The organism is Minwuia sp. (assembly GCF_048007105.1).
In the GTDB taxonomy this organism is placed as follows: Bacteria; Pseudomonadota; Alphaproteobacteria; order Minwuiales; family Minwuiaceae; genus Minwuia.
The window spans coordinates 967933-982994 of the sequence record NZ_CP180352.1; the positions used below are offsets into that span (position 1 = coordinate 967933).

Here is a 15062-nt window from a genome sequence, read left to right on the forward strand (position 1 = left end):
CTGCAAAATACTTGACGGCCTGCTAACCTCTCCTCTGTCGATAATCAGCAGGGAGTGAGAACGTGGTCCAGCCTGTTACCGAGGCCGAACAGATTTCCAACATCGCCTTCGGGTTCATGGCGTCGAAGGCGCTGTTCGTCGCGTTGCATGTCGACGTCTTCACCAAACTGTCGGACGGGGCGAAGACCGCCTCCGAGGTCGCCGAGGCCGCGGGCGTGCAGGAAAACCGCATGACCACCCTGATGACGGCGCTGAATTCCATCGGCCTGCTGGAGCGGGAGGGCAGCCGCTTCGTCAACTCGCCCGGCGCCCAGGCCTTTCTGGTGAAGGGCGCGCGCTACGATTTCGGCGACTATCTGCGCTTCCAGATCGACCGGCAGATGTTCCCCTTCATGCAGGGGCTGGAGGCCGTGATCCGCGACGACATGGAGCCGGACCAGATCGATTCCTACGCCAAGTGGATGGCCGATCCGGAGGAGGCGCGGCTCTATTCGGAATCGCAGCATTCCGGCTCGCTCGGCCCGGCGCGCTCGCTCGCCCGCATGGCGGACCTGTCGGATGTCGAGAACCTGCTGGACGTGGCGGGCGGCACCGGCGCCTTCGCCATCGAGCTCTGCCGCGCCTATCCGAAGCTGAACGTGACCATCCTCGACTTCCCGAACGTGATCTCGCTGGGCGAGAAGTTCGTCGCCGAGGCCGGGCTGTCGGACCGCATCCGCTTCATCGGCGGCAACGCGCTGGAAGCCGAATGGCCGGAGAAGCAGGACGCCATCATCATGTCGTACCTGTTCAACGGCGTGCCCGGCGAATCGATCCCCGACCTGGCGCGCAACGCCTTCCGCTGCCTCAATCCGGGCGGCCACTACATCGTGCACGACTTCATGGTGGAGGACGACCGCTCCGGCCCGACGCTCGCCGCGCTCTGGCAGCTGCAGCACATGGCCTTCACCCCGGCGGCCAAGTCGATCACGCCCATCTGGGTCAGCGGCGTCATGGAAGGCGCCGGCTTCACCGGCGCGCGAACCGAGGAACTGATCCCAGCCATGACCAAGGTCGTCATGGCGCGGAAGCCGGAGGAATAGGCCGGCCCCCCCGCCTCTGATGTCCCCGGGCTTGACCCGGGGACCTGAGCCCGCAACGCCGCGGCGGTTGAACCGCGAGGCCCCCGGGTCAAGCCCGGGGGCGGCAGTTGAGGGACTTGCCGCCAAGGATTTTCGACGTCCAACACCCACCCGTCCCGGGACTTGATCCCGGGACCCAGCGAGCGCCCGTCGAGCGCGCCGTCGCCGCCGGACTGGGCAGCGGGATCGAGTCCCGCTGCGGGTGACCCTTCTGATGTCCCCAGGCCCGACCCGGGGACCTGGGACTGCAACGCTGCGGCGGCCGAACCGTGAGGCCCCCGGGTCAGGCCCGGGGGCGGCAGTTGAGGGACTTGCCGCCAAGGATTTTCGACGTCCAACACCCACCCGTCCCGGGACTTGATCCCGGGACCCAGCGAGCGCCCGTCGAGCGCGCCGTCGCCGCCGGACTGGGCAGCGGGATCGAGTCCCGCTGCGGGTGCGAATAGGGATACTCCTCTGATGTCCCCGGGCCTGACCCGGGGACCTGGGACTGCAACGCTGCGGCGGCCGAACCGTGAGGCCCCCGGGTCAGGCCCGGGGGCGGCAGATTCGCTCAGCCGGTGTCGCGCTTGCGGTAGATGCCGATCAGATTGGCCGACAGCACAACCTCGTCCTTCTGGTTGACCACCTCGGTCTTCCAGACGGCCGAGCCGCGGTCCGCCTTGGAGCGCGACGGGGTCTTGTCGATGCAGGTCGAGCGCACGCGGATGCTGTCGCCGGGGAACAGCGGCTTCAGCCATTTCAGGTCGTCGAAGCCCGGCGAACCCATCGAATACGCCGATTTCCACGAATCCATCTGCAGCCGCATCATCAGCGAGGCCGTGTGCCAGCCGCTGGCGCAGAGGCCGCCGAAGACGGACTCCTTCGCCGCTTCCGGGTCGAGATGGAAGACCTGCGGATCGAACTCGCGGGAAAAGGCGAGCATCTCGTCCTCGGTGACGGTGCGCGACGGCGTCTCCCGGCTCAGCCCGATCTCGATGTCCTCGAAGGCGCCGTTCATGGGCTTCAGTACTTCCGCCCGACGACGAATTTCAGGCCGTCTGCGCCGACATCCTCGGTGTGCTCGCAACCCTTGGCCATGGTGAGCACGTCGCCGGGGCGGCAGGTTTCGGTCTTGCCGTCGTAGGTCAGCGTGATCTCGCCCTCGATGACCATGGCGCGGACCTCGAAGTCATGCGCGTGGGCGTCGTTGTGGCAGTGGGGCTCCAGCGTCTTCACCCCGGCGGCCTCGAAACCGTCGCGGGCGAGTTCCGCCTCGAACGTGGCCCTGTCCATGTCGGTCACTCCTGTCTCTCGCAGGCGCTCTCGCGCGCGTCGATGCCCAATGTATCAAGATTGTCGGTCTCGTGCAGGAAGCCTTCGATGGGCGCACGCTCGACCACCCAGTTGTGGGTGGCCAGCAGCACCGGCTGGCGCAACTGCCCGTTCCAGGGACGGAAGTTCAGCCGGTTGCCCTTGAAGCCGTCCAGCACGAGGTCCGGGCCCTTGATGTAGCCGCTCAGCGTGGCGAAGTCGGCGCTGGCCGTGCGCTGCACCGCCTCGGCCACGGTCTTGACCGCCATCCAGGCCGCCCAGTCGACATCGCGCATCGGGCTGGCCGGCTTCCTCCTGGAAGCGGCTTTCCAGCTGCGGCGCGCCGTGCCGTTCCCAAGCCCAGTGCCAGGCCAGCGGGGCGAGGCCCTCGGCGCCGATCACGGGCCGCGGATCGCGGACGCGGTAGTTCAGGTTGCGCGCGAACTCGCCGTCGGTATCGGCGACGAAGACCACGTCGTAGTCGGCATCCGAGGTCAGCAGCACGGGATTGTTCTCTTCCCGCAGGCGCGGATCGTTGGAGAGGACGAAGGCGCGGTCCTCGTCGATCTCGATGTTGTAGCGCTTCGCCGTGCGGCGGAAGGCGTCGGCCCAGGCCCTGTCGGCGTCCGACGGCCCGGTCAGCATCAGCACCTCGGTCCAGCGCTTGAAGGCGAGATACTGGCCCAGCGCGTCGGCCAGCATGGCGTGACTGGGCATGACATGCAGCAGGTTGGGCTGGCAGGCCGCGCCGCGCAGCACGTCGTCCCGGGCCGAGGCGTTGAACAGCAGGACGTCTTCGCCCTTCAGGGCCGCCGCGGCCTCGGCCATCACGTCGCCCGGCAGGTCGAGCACGAAGAAGCGGACGCCCTGCCCGGCCATCTCCCGCACCGTGGCGGCGATGCTGTCGGGATCCGTCCGCGCGCGCTCCAGCGCGAAGCTCACCCCAGCCGCCGCGCCGTGCCATTTCACCTCGCCCAGCGCCACCTGCGCCCCGTCCCAGGGCCGTCCCAGCGGCTGCATCAGATACTGCGCGAAGCTCCGCGACTTGCCGTAGCTCCGGTCCTTCTTCAGCTGGACATGGCCGATGGTGAGCACCGTCTCCGCCAGCGCGATGGCCGGGAGGAGCATGCCAAGGACGATCGCCAGAAACACAAGCGTCATCCCCGACCTGATCGGGGATCCGGTTGCGGGTTTGCCGCCTGCGGCGGCATGGCCGGACCCCGGCTCGGTGCCTGTCCCCGACCGGATCGGGGAGCCGGGGTGACGGATGAGAGAGACGAGGCGCCGCGTCAGTTCTGAGAACATGGAAGCGGCCTCGTTGTGAGCGCCGAGTTCCGGGGTGCGCACCGGCAACGGCGCGCCGCCGCCGCAGCCGATTCGGGCGGAGGGCAGGTCGGTATGCGGGCGGCGTCTCACCGGCTTTCCGGCGTCCAGGGGATGATCACCGGATCGGGCTCGATCTCGACCAGGAAGTCGGGCGAGGCGAGACAGGGGACGCCGACCCAGGTGCTGGCCGGCGGCGCGTCGCCGAACACCGCCTTCAGTCCGCGCGTGACCGCCTGGTGCTCGCCGATCCGGCTCTCGACGATGTAGATGCGCATGCCCATGACGTCGGCCAGCCGCGCGCCCGCATGGCGCAGCGCCCGTTCGATGTTGCGCAGGCTGGCGATCACCTGGCTCTCCACCCCGCCGTCGCCCGCCACCTTGCGGTCCGGTCCCCAGGCGACCTGGCCCGACAGGTGGATGCGCCGCCAGGGGCCTTCGTCGCGCCAGACGACCTGGGAAAAGCCGGTCGGGCCGCTGTCGAACAGGTCCGGCGGATTGAGGCGCGTGGTCCTCACGGCGTCTCCACCAGCGAGAACACCATGTCCGCGCCCTGTTCCCTGACCGGGATCAGCGCCTGGTATTCCGGGCTGTTGTACCAGCGCCGCGCCGTCGCGGCGTCAGGGAACTCCAGCATGGCGACGACGTCGAGATCGGCATTGGCCGACAGCACCTCGGTGACATTGCCCCGGACGATGAAGCGCCCGCCATGCGCGGCCACGGTCGCCGGCGCCTGCTTGCCGTATTCCTTCAGCTTCTCGCGGTCCTTGACCTTGATCTGCACGCTGACATGAGCGGTCATGCGGGCCTCCTAGTGGCTTTCGCGCGGCACCGGCGCGCCGGAGCCGCCGGAGAGGAAGTTGAGGTCCGCGCCCTCATGCGCCTGGGTGACCGTGTCGTAGTAGAGCCTGACCCAGCCGCGCTCGGACGGCGGCGGCGGCGGGGTCCAGGCGGCCTTCCGCTTCGCCATCTCCTCGTCGGTGATGTCGAGATGCAGGCGGCGGTTCTCGACGTCCAGCTCGATCATGTCGCCGGTCTGCACCAGCGCCAGCGGTCCGCCGGCGGCGCTTTCGGGGCTGACATGCAGCACCACCGCGCCATAGGCCGTGCCCGACATGCGCGCGTCCGAGATGCGGACCATGTCGGTGATGCCCTTCTTCAGGATCTTGGCCGGCAGCGGGAAGTTGCCGACCTCCGGCATGCCCGGATAGCCCTTCGGCCCGGCGCCCTTCAGCACCATGACGCAGGTTTCGTCGATATCCAGATCGTCGTTCTCGACCTCGCGGCGCAGCTCCTCGATGTTCTCGAACACCACGGCCCGGCCCTTGTGCTTCAGCAGCGCCGGGGTCGCGGCCGACGGCTTGATCACCGCGCCGTCGGGGCAGAGATTGCCCTTCAGCACGGCCAGGCCGACATCCTTGTTCAGCGGGTTGTCGAAGGTGCGGATGACCTCCTCGTTGTAGTTCCGCGCGTCCTTCGAGTTCTCGGTCAGCGAGGCGCCGTTCACGGTGACCACGTCGTCGTGCAGCAGGCCCTTCTCGGCCAGCGCGCGGACCACCACCGGCAGTCCGCCGGCATAGTAGTAGTCCTCCATCAGATACTGGCCGTTGGGGCGCAGGTTCACCAGCAGCGGCACACCGCGGGCCAGTTCGTCGAAATCCTCCACCGACAGTTTCACGCCCAGCCGCCCGGCCATGGCGATCAGATGGATGATGGCATTGGTCGAACCGCCGATGGCGGCGTTGATGCGGATGGCGTTCTCGAAGGCCTTCCGGGTCATGATCTTCGACATCTTCAGGTCCTCGCGGACCATCTCGACGATGCGGCGGCCGGCCAGATGGCTGACGCGGTAGCGGTTCGCGTCGACCGCCGGGATCGCCGAGGCGCCCGGAAGCGTCATGCCGAGCGATTCGGTCATCGAGGCCATGGTGGAGGCGGTGCCCATGGTCATGCAGTGCCCGTTGGAGCGGGACATGCAGTTCTCCGCCTCCATGAAGTCCTCCAGCGTCATCTTGCCGGCGCGCACGTCCTCCGAGAACCGCCAGACGTCGGTGCCGGAGCCGATGTCCTGACCCTGGAACTTGCCGTTCAGCATCGGGCCGGAAGTGATCACCAGCGTCGGCAGATCGCACGACGCCGCACCCATCAGCATGGCCGGCTGGGTCTTGTCGCAGCCCGACAGCAGCACGATGCCGTCCAGCGGATAGGCGCGGATGCTCTCTTCCACGTCCATCGACATCAGGTTCCGGAACAGCATGGTCGTGGGCCGCATCAGGGTCTCGCCCAGCGACATGACCGGGAATTCCAGCGGAAAGCCGCCGGCCTCGTAGACGCCGCGCTTCACCCGCTCGGCGACGTCGCGCAGATGCGCGTTGCAGGGTGTCAGCTCCGACCAGGAATTGCAGATGCCGATGACCGGGCGGCCATCGAACTGATCGTGCGGCCGGCCCTGGTTCTTCATCCATGACCGGTGGTTGAAGCCGTCCTTGGAACCGGCCCCGAACCACTCCGCGCTGCGGTATTTCTTGTCGTCGTCGCTCATGGCGCGATCCCTCCCCCGTGTGCTTTTGGCCGAGACTACGGCGCGGCGCGTAGGGCGGCAATGTCAGACGTGATTGGCCGCCCGCGGCGGGACACCCATATGGAGGCGATGCGCATGCCTCTACTCATCGCCGCGATGGCGGTTTCGCTCGCGCCCGCCGCGGCCGGCGCCAACGATCTGCTGAACCTGCTGCCGGGCCGCGGGGCGTCGGGCGTCCATGGCGCGAAGCCGTCATACGACCGCGCCGACCAGCGCCGCGTGCCGAGCTACCGGCATCAGAGCCAGATGAGCCGCCATCAGGCGCAGCGGGATTTCCAGCGTGCGCAGGCCGAACGCGCCTGGTCGCAGACCACCGTGACCGCGCCGGCTGCGGACAACCTGCCGGTGCTGATCCGGCCGACCATGTTCACCTACGAGGCCGCGCTGCAGGGCGTGCTCCGCATCGCCCAGGGCGACCGGGTGAACTTCCACACGGCCTCCCGGTCGGGCTTCATCGAACTGCTGGAGATCGCGCAGTCCGGTGACACCACCTGCCGCCGCTTCCGCCAGACCGTGCGCACGCCCGCCGGCACCGAGATCGGCTATGGCGACGCCTGCCGCCTCCGCGACGGCGCCTGGCGCTTCGAAATGAAATGACGCTGCTGCTTGCCGTCCCTGGGCCTGACCGAATGCTCAGCCGTCACCCCGGCCCCCGAGCCGGGGTCCGGAGCGGCTTCGCCGCAAGGCTGACAGATCGACCAGATGCCGGATCAGGTCCGGCATGACGCCGGAGGGGTCTTCGAGGTTTGTTACAGCCGCTTCGCGACTTCCTCCAGCATCACTTCCGACGCGCCGCCGCCGATCGACATGACGCGGGCGTCGCGGTACATGCGTTCGACCGGGTTCTCGCGCATGAAGCCCATGCCGCCGAAGAACTGGGTGCATTCGTAGAGCACCTTGTTGACCATCTCGCCGGTCAGCGCCTTCACCATCGAGACCTCTCGCACGCAGTCCTGCTTGTTGGCGTCCAGCCAGGCGGCGTGCCAGAGCAGGTGCCGCGCGGCCTCGACCTGCGAGGCGGCCATGGCCATGCGCTGGCGGATGGCGCCCTTGTCCCAGAGCGGCGCGCCGAAGGCGTTGCGCTGCTTGACCCAGTCCAGGGTCCGTTCGATGCCTTCCATGGCCATGCCGACCGAGGCGGCGCCCAGCGTCAGCCGCTCGTTCTGGAAATTGTCCATGATGGCGTAGAAGCCCTTGTTCTCGGTGCCCAGCAGGGCGTCGCCGGGCAGCTTCGCGTCCTCGAACACCAGCTCGGCGGTGTCCGACGAGCGCCAGCCGGTCTTGTCCAGCTTGCGGGCGACCTCGAAGCCGGGCGTGTCGCGCTCGACGATGAAGATGGAGATGCCGCGGCTGCCCTTGACCGACGTGTCGGTCTTGGCGCCGACGAACAGAACGTCGGCCTGGGCGCCGTTGGTGATGAAGATCTTGCGCCCGTTCAGCCGCCACCCATTGCCGTCCTTCACCGCCTTGGTCGACATCCCCGCAACGTCGGATCCGGCGCCGGGCTCGGAGACCGCGACGGCGGTGAGGATGTCGCCGGCGACGATGGCCGGCATGTACTTGTCCTTCTGCTCCGGCGTGCCGTAGCGCTCCAGATGCGGCGAGGCCATGTCGGTGTGCACCGAGATCATGGCGTGGAAGCCGCCGAAGGTGGAGCTGGCCGAGTTCCTCGTGCAGCGCGACCGTGGCGAGCGTGTCCATCTCGGAGCCGCCGTATTTCTCCTCGTAGCGGATGCCGAGCATGCCCAGATCGCCGAGTTTCTTGAGCACCGATTTCGGACTCTGGCCTTCCTCTTCCCATTTCTCGCCGTGGGGCATCACCTCGTCGGCGACGAAGCGGCGGACGGTGTCGCGCAGCATGCCGACTTCCTCGGTCATCTGGATGGGATCGCGAAAGATCATGGTCGGTTTCCTTCGTTCATGGCTGCGGTGCGAATTGGGGGCGAATCGCTTCCCCCGTCAACGACCGTCTACCGGCTTCGTTCGCTTCTGTTCCGGTAAAGAGATTCAAATCTGTTCTCATCCGGCCGGTCCGGACAGGGCGGACATCCACGTTTCGTTTCAATCCGCGTGACCCCGCCGGCGGCTTCTGGCCTACTTATGGTCCGCAACAGGGGAGGAAACAAGGGATGCTCGATTTCGAATCGGTGCTGAAGCGCTTCACCGGCGCGGTCGAGGCGAATGACGGTGCGGCCCTGGGGGCGCTGTTCGCCGAGGATGGCGTCTATCACGACTATATCTACGGCGCCTTCACCGGACGGGCCGAGATCGGCCGCATGCTGAACAGCCATTTCTGGGGCGACGCCACGAATTTCCGCTGGCAGATGCTGGATCCGGTCTGCGACGGCAGGGTCGGCTATGCGCGCTACTATTTCAGCTTCACCTCGACCATGCCGGCCTACAGCGGCAACCAGGTGCTGCTGGAGGGCACGTCGATCTTCCACTTCGACCCTGACGGGCTGATTCGCAGCTACCGGGAGACCGCCAACGGCTCGGCGGCGATGGTGCAACTGGGCGTGAAGCCCGACCTGATGCATTCGAAGTCGGTGAAGTGGGCCCGGGAACTGCGCGGGCGCTCCGACGCGGCGTCCCACGTGACCGGCCGGACCGCCCTGGACGGCGATGGTTAGGCCGGGCCGAAACTACAAGCGAACCGCGACATTATTGCCCCTGTGGCCGCCAGACGTTGGCCGATAGGTTCCGGCCCGGTTATAAGTCATGGGGCCGGAAGCCGGATTGGGGGCTTCCGAACCGCAAATCTGCAAGGGATCGGAACGGAAATCATGCGGCTGTTTCTCGCTTTTCTGGCGCTGGTGACGAGTTCGGCGCCCGCTTTCGCCGAACTGGGCCACGCGGCGCCCGGCCAGCTGGGCATGCAGGAGGCGGCGTCGCCGCTGATGGAAGAGATGCTGACCTTCCACAATCTGCTGCTGGTGGTCATCACGCTGATCACGCTGTTCGTCCTGGGCCTGCTGATCTGGGTCATGGTGCGCTTCAACGAGCGCTCGAATCCGGTCGCCTCCAAGACCTCTCACAACACGCTGATCGAGGTCGTGTGGACCGTTGTCCCGATCCTGATCCTGCTGGTCATCGCCATCCCGTCCTTCAAGCTGCTGATCAACACGCACGAGGTCGAGGACGCCGAGATGACCCTGAAGGCCACCGGCTATCAGTGGTACTGGGGCTATGAATATCCCGATCATGGCGGCTTCAGCTTCGACGCCATCATGAAGGAAGACGACCAGCTGGCCGAAGGCGAGCTGCGGCTGCTGACCACCGACAACCTTGTCGTGCTGCCCGTGCAGACCAAGATCCGCGTGCTGGTCACCGCCGCCGATGTCGGCCACAGCTGGGCCATGCCGGCCACCGGCGGCAAGGTCGACGGCTGGCCGGGTCACCTGAACGAACTGCCGATCTACTTCGAGAAGGAAGGCATGTATTACGGCCAGTGCTCGGAGCTGTGCGGCCGCAATCACGGCTTCATGCCGATCCAGGTCAAGGTCGTCAGCAAGGAAGAATTCGCCGCCTGGGTCGAAGAGGCCAAGGTGCAGTTCGGCGCCGCGGAGAGCGACGTGAAGGTCGCCGCCGCCGAGCGCCGCTAAGAGATTCTGCAGGAGCAAGCCAGATGAGCTATCTCGGTAAGTCCGTCGATTCCCACGGCAACCCGACCGGCTGGAAGCGTTTCGTCTATTCGACGAACCACAAGGACATCGGCACGATGTACCTGATCTTCGCCGTGATCGCCGGCATCATCGGCGGCGTCATGTCCATGCTGATGCGCATGGAGCTGCAGGATCCGGGCAACGGCATCCTGGGCGGCGACCATCACCTGTTCAACGTGCTGATCACCGGCCACGGCCTGATCATGATCTTCTTCATGGTCATGCCCGCGCTGATCGGCGGCTTCGGCAACTGGTTCGTGCCGCTGATGATCGGCGCGCCGGACATGGCCTTCCCGCGCATGAACAACATCTCCTTCTGGCTGCTGCCGCCGGCGCTGGGCCTGCTGGTGATCTCGATGTTCGTGCCGGGTCCCGCGGGCGGCGACGGCGTGGGTGCAGGCTGGGTGATCTATCCGCCATTGTCGGGCAGTCTGGGGCATCCGGGCATGGCGATGGACTTCGCGATCCTGTCGCTGCACATCGCCGGCGCCTCGTCGATCCTGGGCGCGATCAACTTCATCACCACCATCTTCAACATGCGCGCGCCGGGCATGACCCTGCACCGCATGCCGCTGTTCGCGTGGTCGGTGCTGATCACGGCCTTCCTGCTGCTGCTGTCGCTGCCCGTCCTGGCCGGCGCCATCACCATGCTGCTGACGGACCGCAACTTCGGCACCAACTTCTTCGTGGCCTCCGGCGGCGGTGACCCGATCCTGTTCCAGCACCTGTTCTGGTTCTTCGGTCACCCCGAGGTGTACATCCTGATCCTGCCGGCCTTCGGCATCATCAGCCACATCGTCTCGACCTTCTCGAAGAAGCCCGTCTTCGGCTATCTCGGCATGGCCTACGCCATGGTCGCGATCGGCGTCGTCGGCTTCATCGTCTGGGCCCACCACATGTACACCGTCGGCCTGAGCCTGGACGCCCGCGCCTACTTCACCGCGGCGACCATGGTCATCGCGGTGCCGACCGGCGTGAAGATCTTCTCCTGGATCGCCACCATGTGGGGCGGCTCGATGAGCTTCCGCACGCCGATGGTCTGGGCGATCGGGTTCATCTTCCTGTTCACCCTGGGCGGCGTCACCGGCGTGGTGCTCGCCAATGCCGGCCTCGACAACTACCTGCACGACACCTACTACGTGGTCGCGCACTTCCACTACGTGCTGTCGATGGGCGCCGTCTTCGCGATCTTCGGCGCCTGGTACTACTGGTTCCCGAAGATGTCGGGCTACATGTACTCGGAGTTCGTGGGCAAGCTGCACTTCTGGGTCACCTTCATCGGCGTGAACCTGCTGTTCTTCCCGCAGCACTTCCTGGGCCTGGCCGGCATGCCGCGCCGTATTCCGGACTATCCGGACGCCTATGCCCTGTGGAACGAGGTTTCTTCCTACGGCGCCTACATCTCGGGCTTCGCGGTTCTGATCTTCCTCTACGGCGTGGTCGAGGCCTTCATGGCCAAGCGCCGGGTCGGCGACAATCCGTGGGGCGAAGGCGCCACGACGCTGGAATGGAAGCTGCCCTCGCCGCCGCCGTTCCACCAGTACGAGGACCTGCCGACCGTCACCGAGCGGCAGCAGGGCTGACCGGAGACGTCTGACCTGCCATGAACAGCGTCGCCTCAAGGACCGCAGACACCCCGGTCCCGGCCTCCGCATCCGCGGTGGCCGGGCCGGGCGATTTTCTCGCCCTGCTGAAGCCCAGGGTGATGTCGCTGGTGGTGTTCACCAGCCTGGTGGGCCTGCTGGCCGCACCGGGCGCGATCCATCCGGTAACCGCGGTGATCGCCATCATCTGCATCGCCGTCGGCGCCGGGGCGTCGGGTGCGATCAACATGTGGTACGACGCCGACATCGACGCGCGCATGGCCCGGACGGCCAGGCGCCCGGTGCCGGCGGGGCAGGTCAGCGCCGGCGACGCGCTCGGCTTCGGCCTGTTCCTCTCCGCCGCCTCGGTCGGGACCATGGGGCTGCTGGTCAACCTGGCCTCGGCGGCTCTGCTGGCCTTCACGATCTTCTTCTATGCCGTCATCTACACGATGTGGCTGAAGCGGCTGACCCCGCACAACATCGTCATCGGCGGCGCCGCCGGCGCGTTTCCGCCGGTCATCGGCTGGGCCGCCGTCACCGGCGATCTGACATCGCTGCCGGCCTGGAGCCTGTTCCTGATCATCTTCATGTGGACGCCGCCGCACTTCTGGGCGCTGGCGCTGTTCCGCAACCAGGACTACCGCAATGCGGGCGTGCCGATGCTGCCGGTGGTCGCCGGCGAGCGCGCGACGCGCCGCCAGATCGTCGCCTATTCGGTGCTGATGGTGGCCTGCAGCCTGGCGCCCGCCGCGCTGGGCATCGCGGGCGTGCTCTATGTCGCCGGCGCCATGGCCACGGGCCTCGCCTTCATTGTGCTGGCCGTCGGCGTCCTGCGTGAGGCCGAGGGCGTCTACCGCCAGGCGGGCCGCCTGTTCGGCTTCTCGATCCTCTATCTCTTCCTGCTCTTCGCCTTGCTGGGCGTCGAACATGCGGCCGGGCTGGTCTGATGGAACATCCGTCGCCGCTCACCCATGAAGAGGCCCGCCGCCGCCGCAGCCGCAATGTCGTGCTGGCGCTGGCGCTGGTCGCCTTCGTGGCGCTGGTCTTCGCCGGATCGCTGGTGAAGATGAGCGGCGGCGACATTCCCGTGCTGAACAACACGGTCGGAGGCTGAGGCATGGCCAGCCCCCGCCGCATCGTCATCACCTGCGTCGGCGTCGTCGCGCTGATGACCGGCATGAGCTTCGCCGCCGTGCCGCTCTATGACCTGTTCTGCCGCGTCACCGGTTTCGGCGGCACCACCCAGCAGGCCGAGGGCGCGTCGGAGACGACAGGCAGCACCCTGATGAAGGTCACCTTCGACGCCTCGCTGGCGCGCGGGATGCCGTGGAAGTTCGAACCGGCCGCACCCGTGACGCTCAGGACCGGCGAGACCGGGCTGATCTTCTACCGGGCCACCAATCTGAGCGACCGGCCGGTCACCGGGACGGCCTCGTTCAACGTCACGCCGCAGAAGGCGGGCGAGTATTTCATGAAGATCGACTGCTTCTGCTTCACCGAGCAGACGCTGCAGCCGGGTCAGAGCGTGGACATGCCGGTCCAGTTCTATGTCGATCCGGCGATCGAGAAGGATCAGAACGCGGACGAGGTGCGCACGATCACGCTCTCGTACACGTTCTTCGAGACGCAATCCGAGGGTGGAGAGCGCGAAACGGAAGCCGACGCCGCCACGGGCGGCGCGGGATTGAGGGAGTGAGAGGATGGCGGACGGTCACGCGAAGAATCATGACTACCATCTGGTAGATCCAAGCCCCTGGCCGGCGGTCGGGGCGATCTCGGCCTTCACTATGGCGATCGGCGCCGTCACGTCGATGCATGCCGAGGAAGGCGAAGGCCTGATTCCGAATCTGGTGCTCGCCGTCGGTCTGCTGGGCGTCCTCTACACCATGTTCGTCTGGTGGCGGGATGTCGTCGACGAGGCGCAGAACAAGGGCTATCACACGCCGGTCGTTCAGCTGCACCACCGCTACGGCATGATCCTGTTCATCGCCTCCGAGGTGATGTTCTTTGTCGCCTGGTTCTGGGCCTTTTTCGGCGCCGCGCTGTATCCCAACGAAGGTATCGGCAACCAGTGGCCGCCGCAGGGCATCGAGGTCTTCGATCCGTGGGATCTGCCCTTCGTGAACACGGTCATCCTGCTGCTGTCGGGCACCACCGTCACCTGGGCGCACCACGCGCTGAAGGAAGGCGACCGCAAGGGGCTGGTCAACGGCCTGATCTGCACCGTGGTGCTGGGCGCGCTGTTCTCCTGCGTGCAGGGCTACGAATACGCCCACGCCGCCTTCGGCTTCACCGACGGCATCTACGCCTCGACCTTCTACATGGCGACCGGTTTCCACGGCTTCCACGTTCTGGTGGGCACCATCTTCCTGCTGGTCTGCCTGATCCGGGCCACCCGGGGCCACTTCTCGGCAGAGCACCACTTCGGCTTCGAGGCGGCGGCCTGGTACTGGCATTTCGTCGATGTCGTCTGGCTGTTCCTGTTCGTCTGCATCTACTGGTGGGGCGGCGCAGGCGGCGTGATCGCCGCGCACTGATCGCACTTCCGGCCCGGACGCCATGAGCGAGGTCTTCGTCTCACCGTTCCGGGCCGGTCTTGCCTGCCGCTGTCCGCGCTGCGGCGAAGGCCGGCTCTATGGCGGTTTCCTCGCCGTGGCCACCGGCTGCGATGTCTGCGATCTCGACTATTCGAAGGTGGATTCGGGCGACGGACCCGCCGTCTTCGTCATCTTCATCATCGGCGCCGTCGCCGCGGCCCTGGCCCTCTGGGTGGAGTTCAACTTCGAGCCGCCGGTCTGGGTCCATGTCATCTATCTGCTGCCGCTGGTGCTTGGCGGCTCCCTTGTCCTGCTCCGGCCGATGAAGGCGCTGCTCATCGCGCTGCAGTACAAGAACGCCGCGACACAGGATGTCGACCTTCAGCCCTGACCGGCCCCGGCGGCGCTGGCTGTCCTTCGACGGCCTGCTGGCTGTGCTGGTTCTGGTCAGCTGGCTCTGGATCGGGCTCCATCTCTATGTGCTCGCCGGCCTTGTTCTGACGGATCCCGGTCCGGGCTGGCCCGAGGGGCCGGGCGACACCGATCCGGACGGGTCCATCTTTGCCACAGTCCTGCTGCTGATGCTGGCCTCCCTCGCACTGGGGCGCGGCCTCTCGGCGATGCGGCGCGGCGACGCCCGCGGGGCGATCGCGGGTCATCTGATCGCGATCGTACTCGCGCTGGCTTTCGTCGCCGTCCAGTCCTGGCGGCTGGGCCAGCCGACATTCGGCAGCGGCAGCCTTGCCGGCTCGATGGCCATGCTCGTGGCCGGCTACCACGCCTGGTACCTGATCGCGGCCACGGCCCTTGTCGGCCTGTCGGGCATCCTCGTTGTGGCGCGCGGCGGCGCCGTCGGCCTGGGCAACGAGGTCGCGGTCTGGAACTGGCACCTTGTGGACACCGCCTGGATACTGCTTCTGTGCGCGGCCTGGTACGGCGGCTTTCTCTGGACTCTCTGA

17 protein-coding genes and 1 pseudogene are annotated in these 15062 nt (G+C 66.9%); 11 read left to right on the plus strand and 7 right to left on the minus strand.

The genetic code is table 11. The features are described from left to right. Positions 1-62: 62 nt before the first annotated feature. On the plus strand, positions 63-1082 hold the full coding sequence (locus ACMVY4_RS04530) for a methyltransferase (protein WP_416899000.1): 1020 nt from the start codon (positions 63-65) through the stop codon (positions 1080-1082). 592 nt (positions 1083-1674) lie between these two features. Here ACMVY4_RS04530 and ACMVY4_RS04535 read toward each other — a convergent pair. From ACMVY4_RS04535 to araD, 6 genes are all read right to left on the minus strand, one after another. Further along, complete coding sequence (locus ACMVY4_RS04535) at positions 1675-2121, minus strand: MaoC family dehydratase (protein ID WP_416899001.1); 447 nt, start codon at positions 2119-2121, stop codon at positions 1675-1677. 5 nt (positions 2122-2126) lie between these two features. Next, positions 2127-2396, minus strand: coding sequence for a cupin domain-containing protein (locus ACMVY4_RS04540; RefSeq protein WP_416899002.1), 270 nt, complete (start codon positions 2394-2396; stop codon positions 2127-2129). A gap of 54 nt (positions 2397-2450) precedes the next feature. After that, a complete protein-coding gene (locus ACMVY4_RS04545; RefSeq protein WP_416899003.1) occupies positions 2451-3575 on the minus strand; it encodes an ABC transporter substrate-binding protein in 1125 nt (374 codons plus the stop codon). A gap of 251 nt (positions 3576-3826) precedes the next feature. Then, positions 3827-4255, minus strand: coding sequence for a Rid family hydrolase (locus ACMVY4_RS04550; RefSeq protein WP_416899004.1), 429 nt, complete (start codon positions 4253-4255; stop codon positions 3827-3829). Then, a complete protein-coding gene (locus ACMVY4_RS04555; protein WP_416899005.1) occupies positions 4252-4539 on the minus strand; it encodes a DUF1330 domain-containing protein in 288 nt (95 codons plus the stop codon). Before ACMVY4_RS04555 ends, ACMVY4_RS04550 begins: the two co-directional genes overlap by 4 nt. Before the next feature lie 9 nt (positions 4540-4548). Beyond that, positions 4549-6279, minus strand: a complete 1731-nt coding sequence (araD, locus tag ACMVY4_RS04560; RefSeq protein ID WP_416899006.1) for an L-arabinonate dehydratase — start codon at positions 6277-6279, stop codon at positions 4549-4551. A gap of 114 nt (positions 6280-6393) precedes the next feature. Here araD and ACMVY4_RS04565 point away from each other — a divergent pair, with 114 nt between their 5' ends. Further along, the gene (locus tag ACMVY4_RS04565; RefSeq protein ID WP_416899007.1) at positions 6394-6915 is read left to right on the plus strand and encodes a hypothetical protein; all 522 of its coding nucleotides are present in this window, start codon (positions 6394-6396) and stop codon (positions 6913-6915) included. A gap of 152 nt (positions 6916-7067) precedes the next feature. Here ACMVY4_RS04565 and ACMVY4_RS04570 read toward each other — a convergent pair. Continuing rightward, positions 7068-8220 (minus strand): annotated as a pseudogene (locus ACMVY4_RS04570) (acyl-CoA dehydrogenase family protein). A 227-nt stretch (positions 8221-8447) separates the two neighbouring features. Here ACMVY4_RS04570 and ACMVY4_RS04575 point away from each other — a divergent pair. The 9 genes from ACMVY4_RS04575 to ACMVY4_RS04615 all read left to right on the plus strand — a co-directional run bounded on the left by ACMVY4_RS04575 (position 8448) and on the right by ACMVY4_RS04615 (position 15062). Next, complete coding sequence (locus ACMVY4_RS04575; protein WP_416899008.1) at positions 8448-8948, plus strand: nuclear transport factor 2 family protein; 501 nt, start codon at positions 8448-8450, stop codon at positions 8946-8948. A gap of 153 nt (positions 8949-9101) precedes the next feature. After that, entirely contained in the window at positions 9102-9920 is an 819-nt protein-coding gene (gene coxB / locus ACMVY4_RS04580; RefSeq protein WP_416899009.1) for a cytochrome c oxidase subunit II, read from the plus strand. A gap of 23 nt (positions 9921-9943) precedes the next feature. Beyond that, the gene (gene ctaD / locus ACMVY4_RS04585) at positions 9944-11563 is read left to right on the plus strand and encodes a cytochrome c oxidase subunit I (protein ID WP_416899010.1); all 1620 of its coding nucleotides are present in this window, start codon (positions 9944-9946) and stop codon (positions 11561-11563) included. A gap of 20 nt (positions 11564-11583) precedes the next feature. Further along, positions 11584-12513, plus strand: coding sequence for a heme o synthase (locus ACMVY4_RS04590; protein ID WP_416899011.1), 930 nt, complete (start codon positions 11584-11586; stop codon positions 12511-12513). Continuing rightward, on the plus strand, positions 12513-12680 hold the full coding sequence (locus tag ACMVY4_RS04595; protein ID WP_416899012.1) for a hypothetical protein: 168 nt from the start codon (positions 12513-12515) through the stop codon (positions 12678-12680). The genes ACMVY4_RS04590 and ACMVY4_RS04595 overlap by 1 nt, the downstream gene beginning before the upstream one ends. Before the next feature lie 3 nt (positions 12681-12683). After that, complete coding sequence (locus ACMVY4_RS04600) at positions 12684-13262, plus strand: cytochrome c oxidase assembly protein (RefSeq protein ID WP_416899013.1); 579 nt, start codon at positions 12684-12686, stop codon at positions 13260-13262. Between the two features lie 4 nt (positions 13263-13266). Next, a complete protein-coding gene (locus ACMVY4_RS04605; RefSeq protein ID WP_416899014.1) occupies positions 13267-14103 on the plus strand; it encodes a cytochrome c oxidase subunit 3 in 837 nt (278 codons plus the stop codon). 22 nt (positions 14104-14125) lie between these two features. Further along, positions 14126-14494 carry a DUF983 domain-containing protein gene (locus ACMVY4_RS04610; RefSeq protein ID WP_416899015.1) on the plus strand — a complete coding sequence of 123 codons (369 nt, stop codon included), beginning with the start codon at positions 14126-14128 and terminating at the stop codon, positions 14492-14494. Beyond that, entirely contained in the window at positions 14475-15062 is a 588-nt protein-coding gene (locus tag ACMVY4_RS04615; protein ID WP_416899016.1) for a cytochrome c oxidase subunit 3, read from the plus strand. Before ACMVY4_RS04610 ends, ACMVY4_RS04615 begins: the two co-directional genes overlap by 20 nt.

What these genes read in the sequence shown, in the direction of transcription:
- ACMVY4_RS04595 (WP_416899012.1), top strand. Translation starts at nt 12,513, where the DNA reads ATGGAACATCCGTCGCCGCTCACCCATGAAGAGGCCCGCCGCCGCCGC.
- ACMVY4_RS04575 (WP_416899008.1), top strand. Translation starts at nt 8,448, where the DNA reads ATGCTCGATTTCGAATCGGTGCTGAAGCGCTTCACCGGCGCGGTCGAG.
- ACMVY4_RS04535 (WP_416899001.1), bottom strand. Translation starts at nt 2,121, where the DNA reads ATGAACGGCGCCTTCGAGGACATCGAGATCGGGCTGAGCCGGGAGACG.
- ctaD (WP_416899010.1), top strand. Translation starts at nt 9,944, where the DNA reads ATGAGCTATCTCGGTAAGTCCGTCGATTCCCACGGCAACCCGACCGGC.
- ACMVY4_RS04605 (WP_416899014.1), top strand. Translation starts at nt 13,267, where the DNA reads ATGGCGGACGGTCACGCGAAGAATCATGACTACCATCTGGTAGATCCA.
- ACMVY4_RS04615 (WP_416899016.1), top strand. Translation starts at nt 14,475, where the DNA reads ATGTCGACCTTCAGCCCTGACCGGCCCCGGCGGCGCTGGCTGTCCTTC.
- araD (WP_416899006.1), bottom strand. Translation starts at nt 6,279, where the DNA reads ATGAGCGACGACGACAAGAAATACCGCAGCGCGGAGTGGTTCGGGGCC.
- ACMVY4_RS04600 (WP_416899013.1), top strand. Translation starts at nt 12,684, where the DNA reads ATGGCCAGCCCCCGCCGCATCGTCATCACCTGCGTCGGCGTCGTCGCG.
- coxB (WP_416899009.1), top strand. Translation starts at nt 9,102, where the DNA reads ATGCGGCTGTTTCTCGCTTTTCTGGCGCTGGTGACGAGTTCGGCGCCC.
- ACMVY4_RS04610 (WP_416899015.1), top strand. Translation starts at nt 14,126, where the DNA reads ATGAGCGAGGTCTTCGTCTCACCGTTCCGGGCCGGTCTTGCCTGCCGC.
- ACMVY4_RS04545 (WP_416899003.1), bottom strand. Translation starts at nt 3,575, where the DNA reads ATGACGCTTGTGTTTCTGGCGATCGTCCTTGGCATGCTCCTCCCGGCC.
- ACMVY4_RS04565 (WP_416899007.1), top strand. Translation starts at nt 6,394, where the DNA reads ATGCCTCTACTCATCGCCGCGATGGCGGTTTCGCTCGCGCCCGCCGCG.
- ACMVY4_RS04540 (WP_416899002.1), bottom strand. Translation starts at nt 2,396, where the DNA reads ATGGACAGGGCCACGTTCGAGGCGGAACTCGCCCGCGACGGTTTCGAG.
- ACMVY4_RS04590 (WP_416899011.1), top strand. Translation starts at nt 11,584, where the DNA reads ATGAACAGCGTCGCCTCAAGGACCGCAGACACCCCGGTCCCGGCCTCC.
- ACMVY4_RS04555 (WP_416899005.1), bottom strand. Translation starts at nt 4,539, where the DNA reads ATGACCGCTCATGTCAGCGTGCAGATCAAGGTCAAGGACCGCGAGAAG.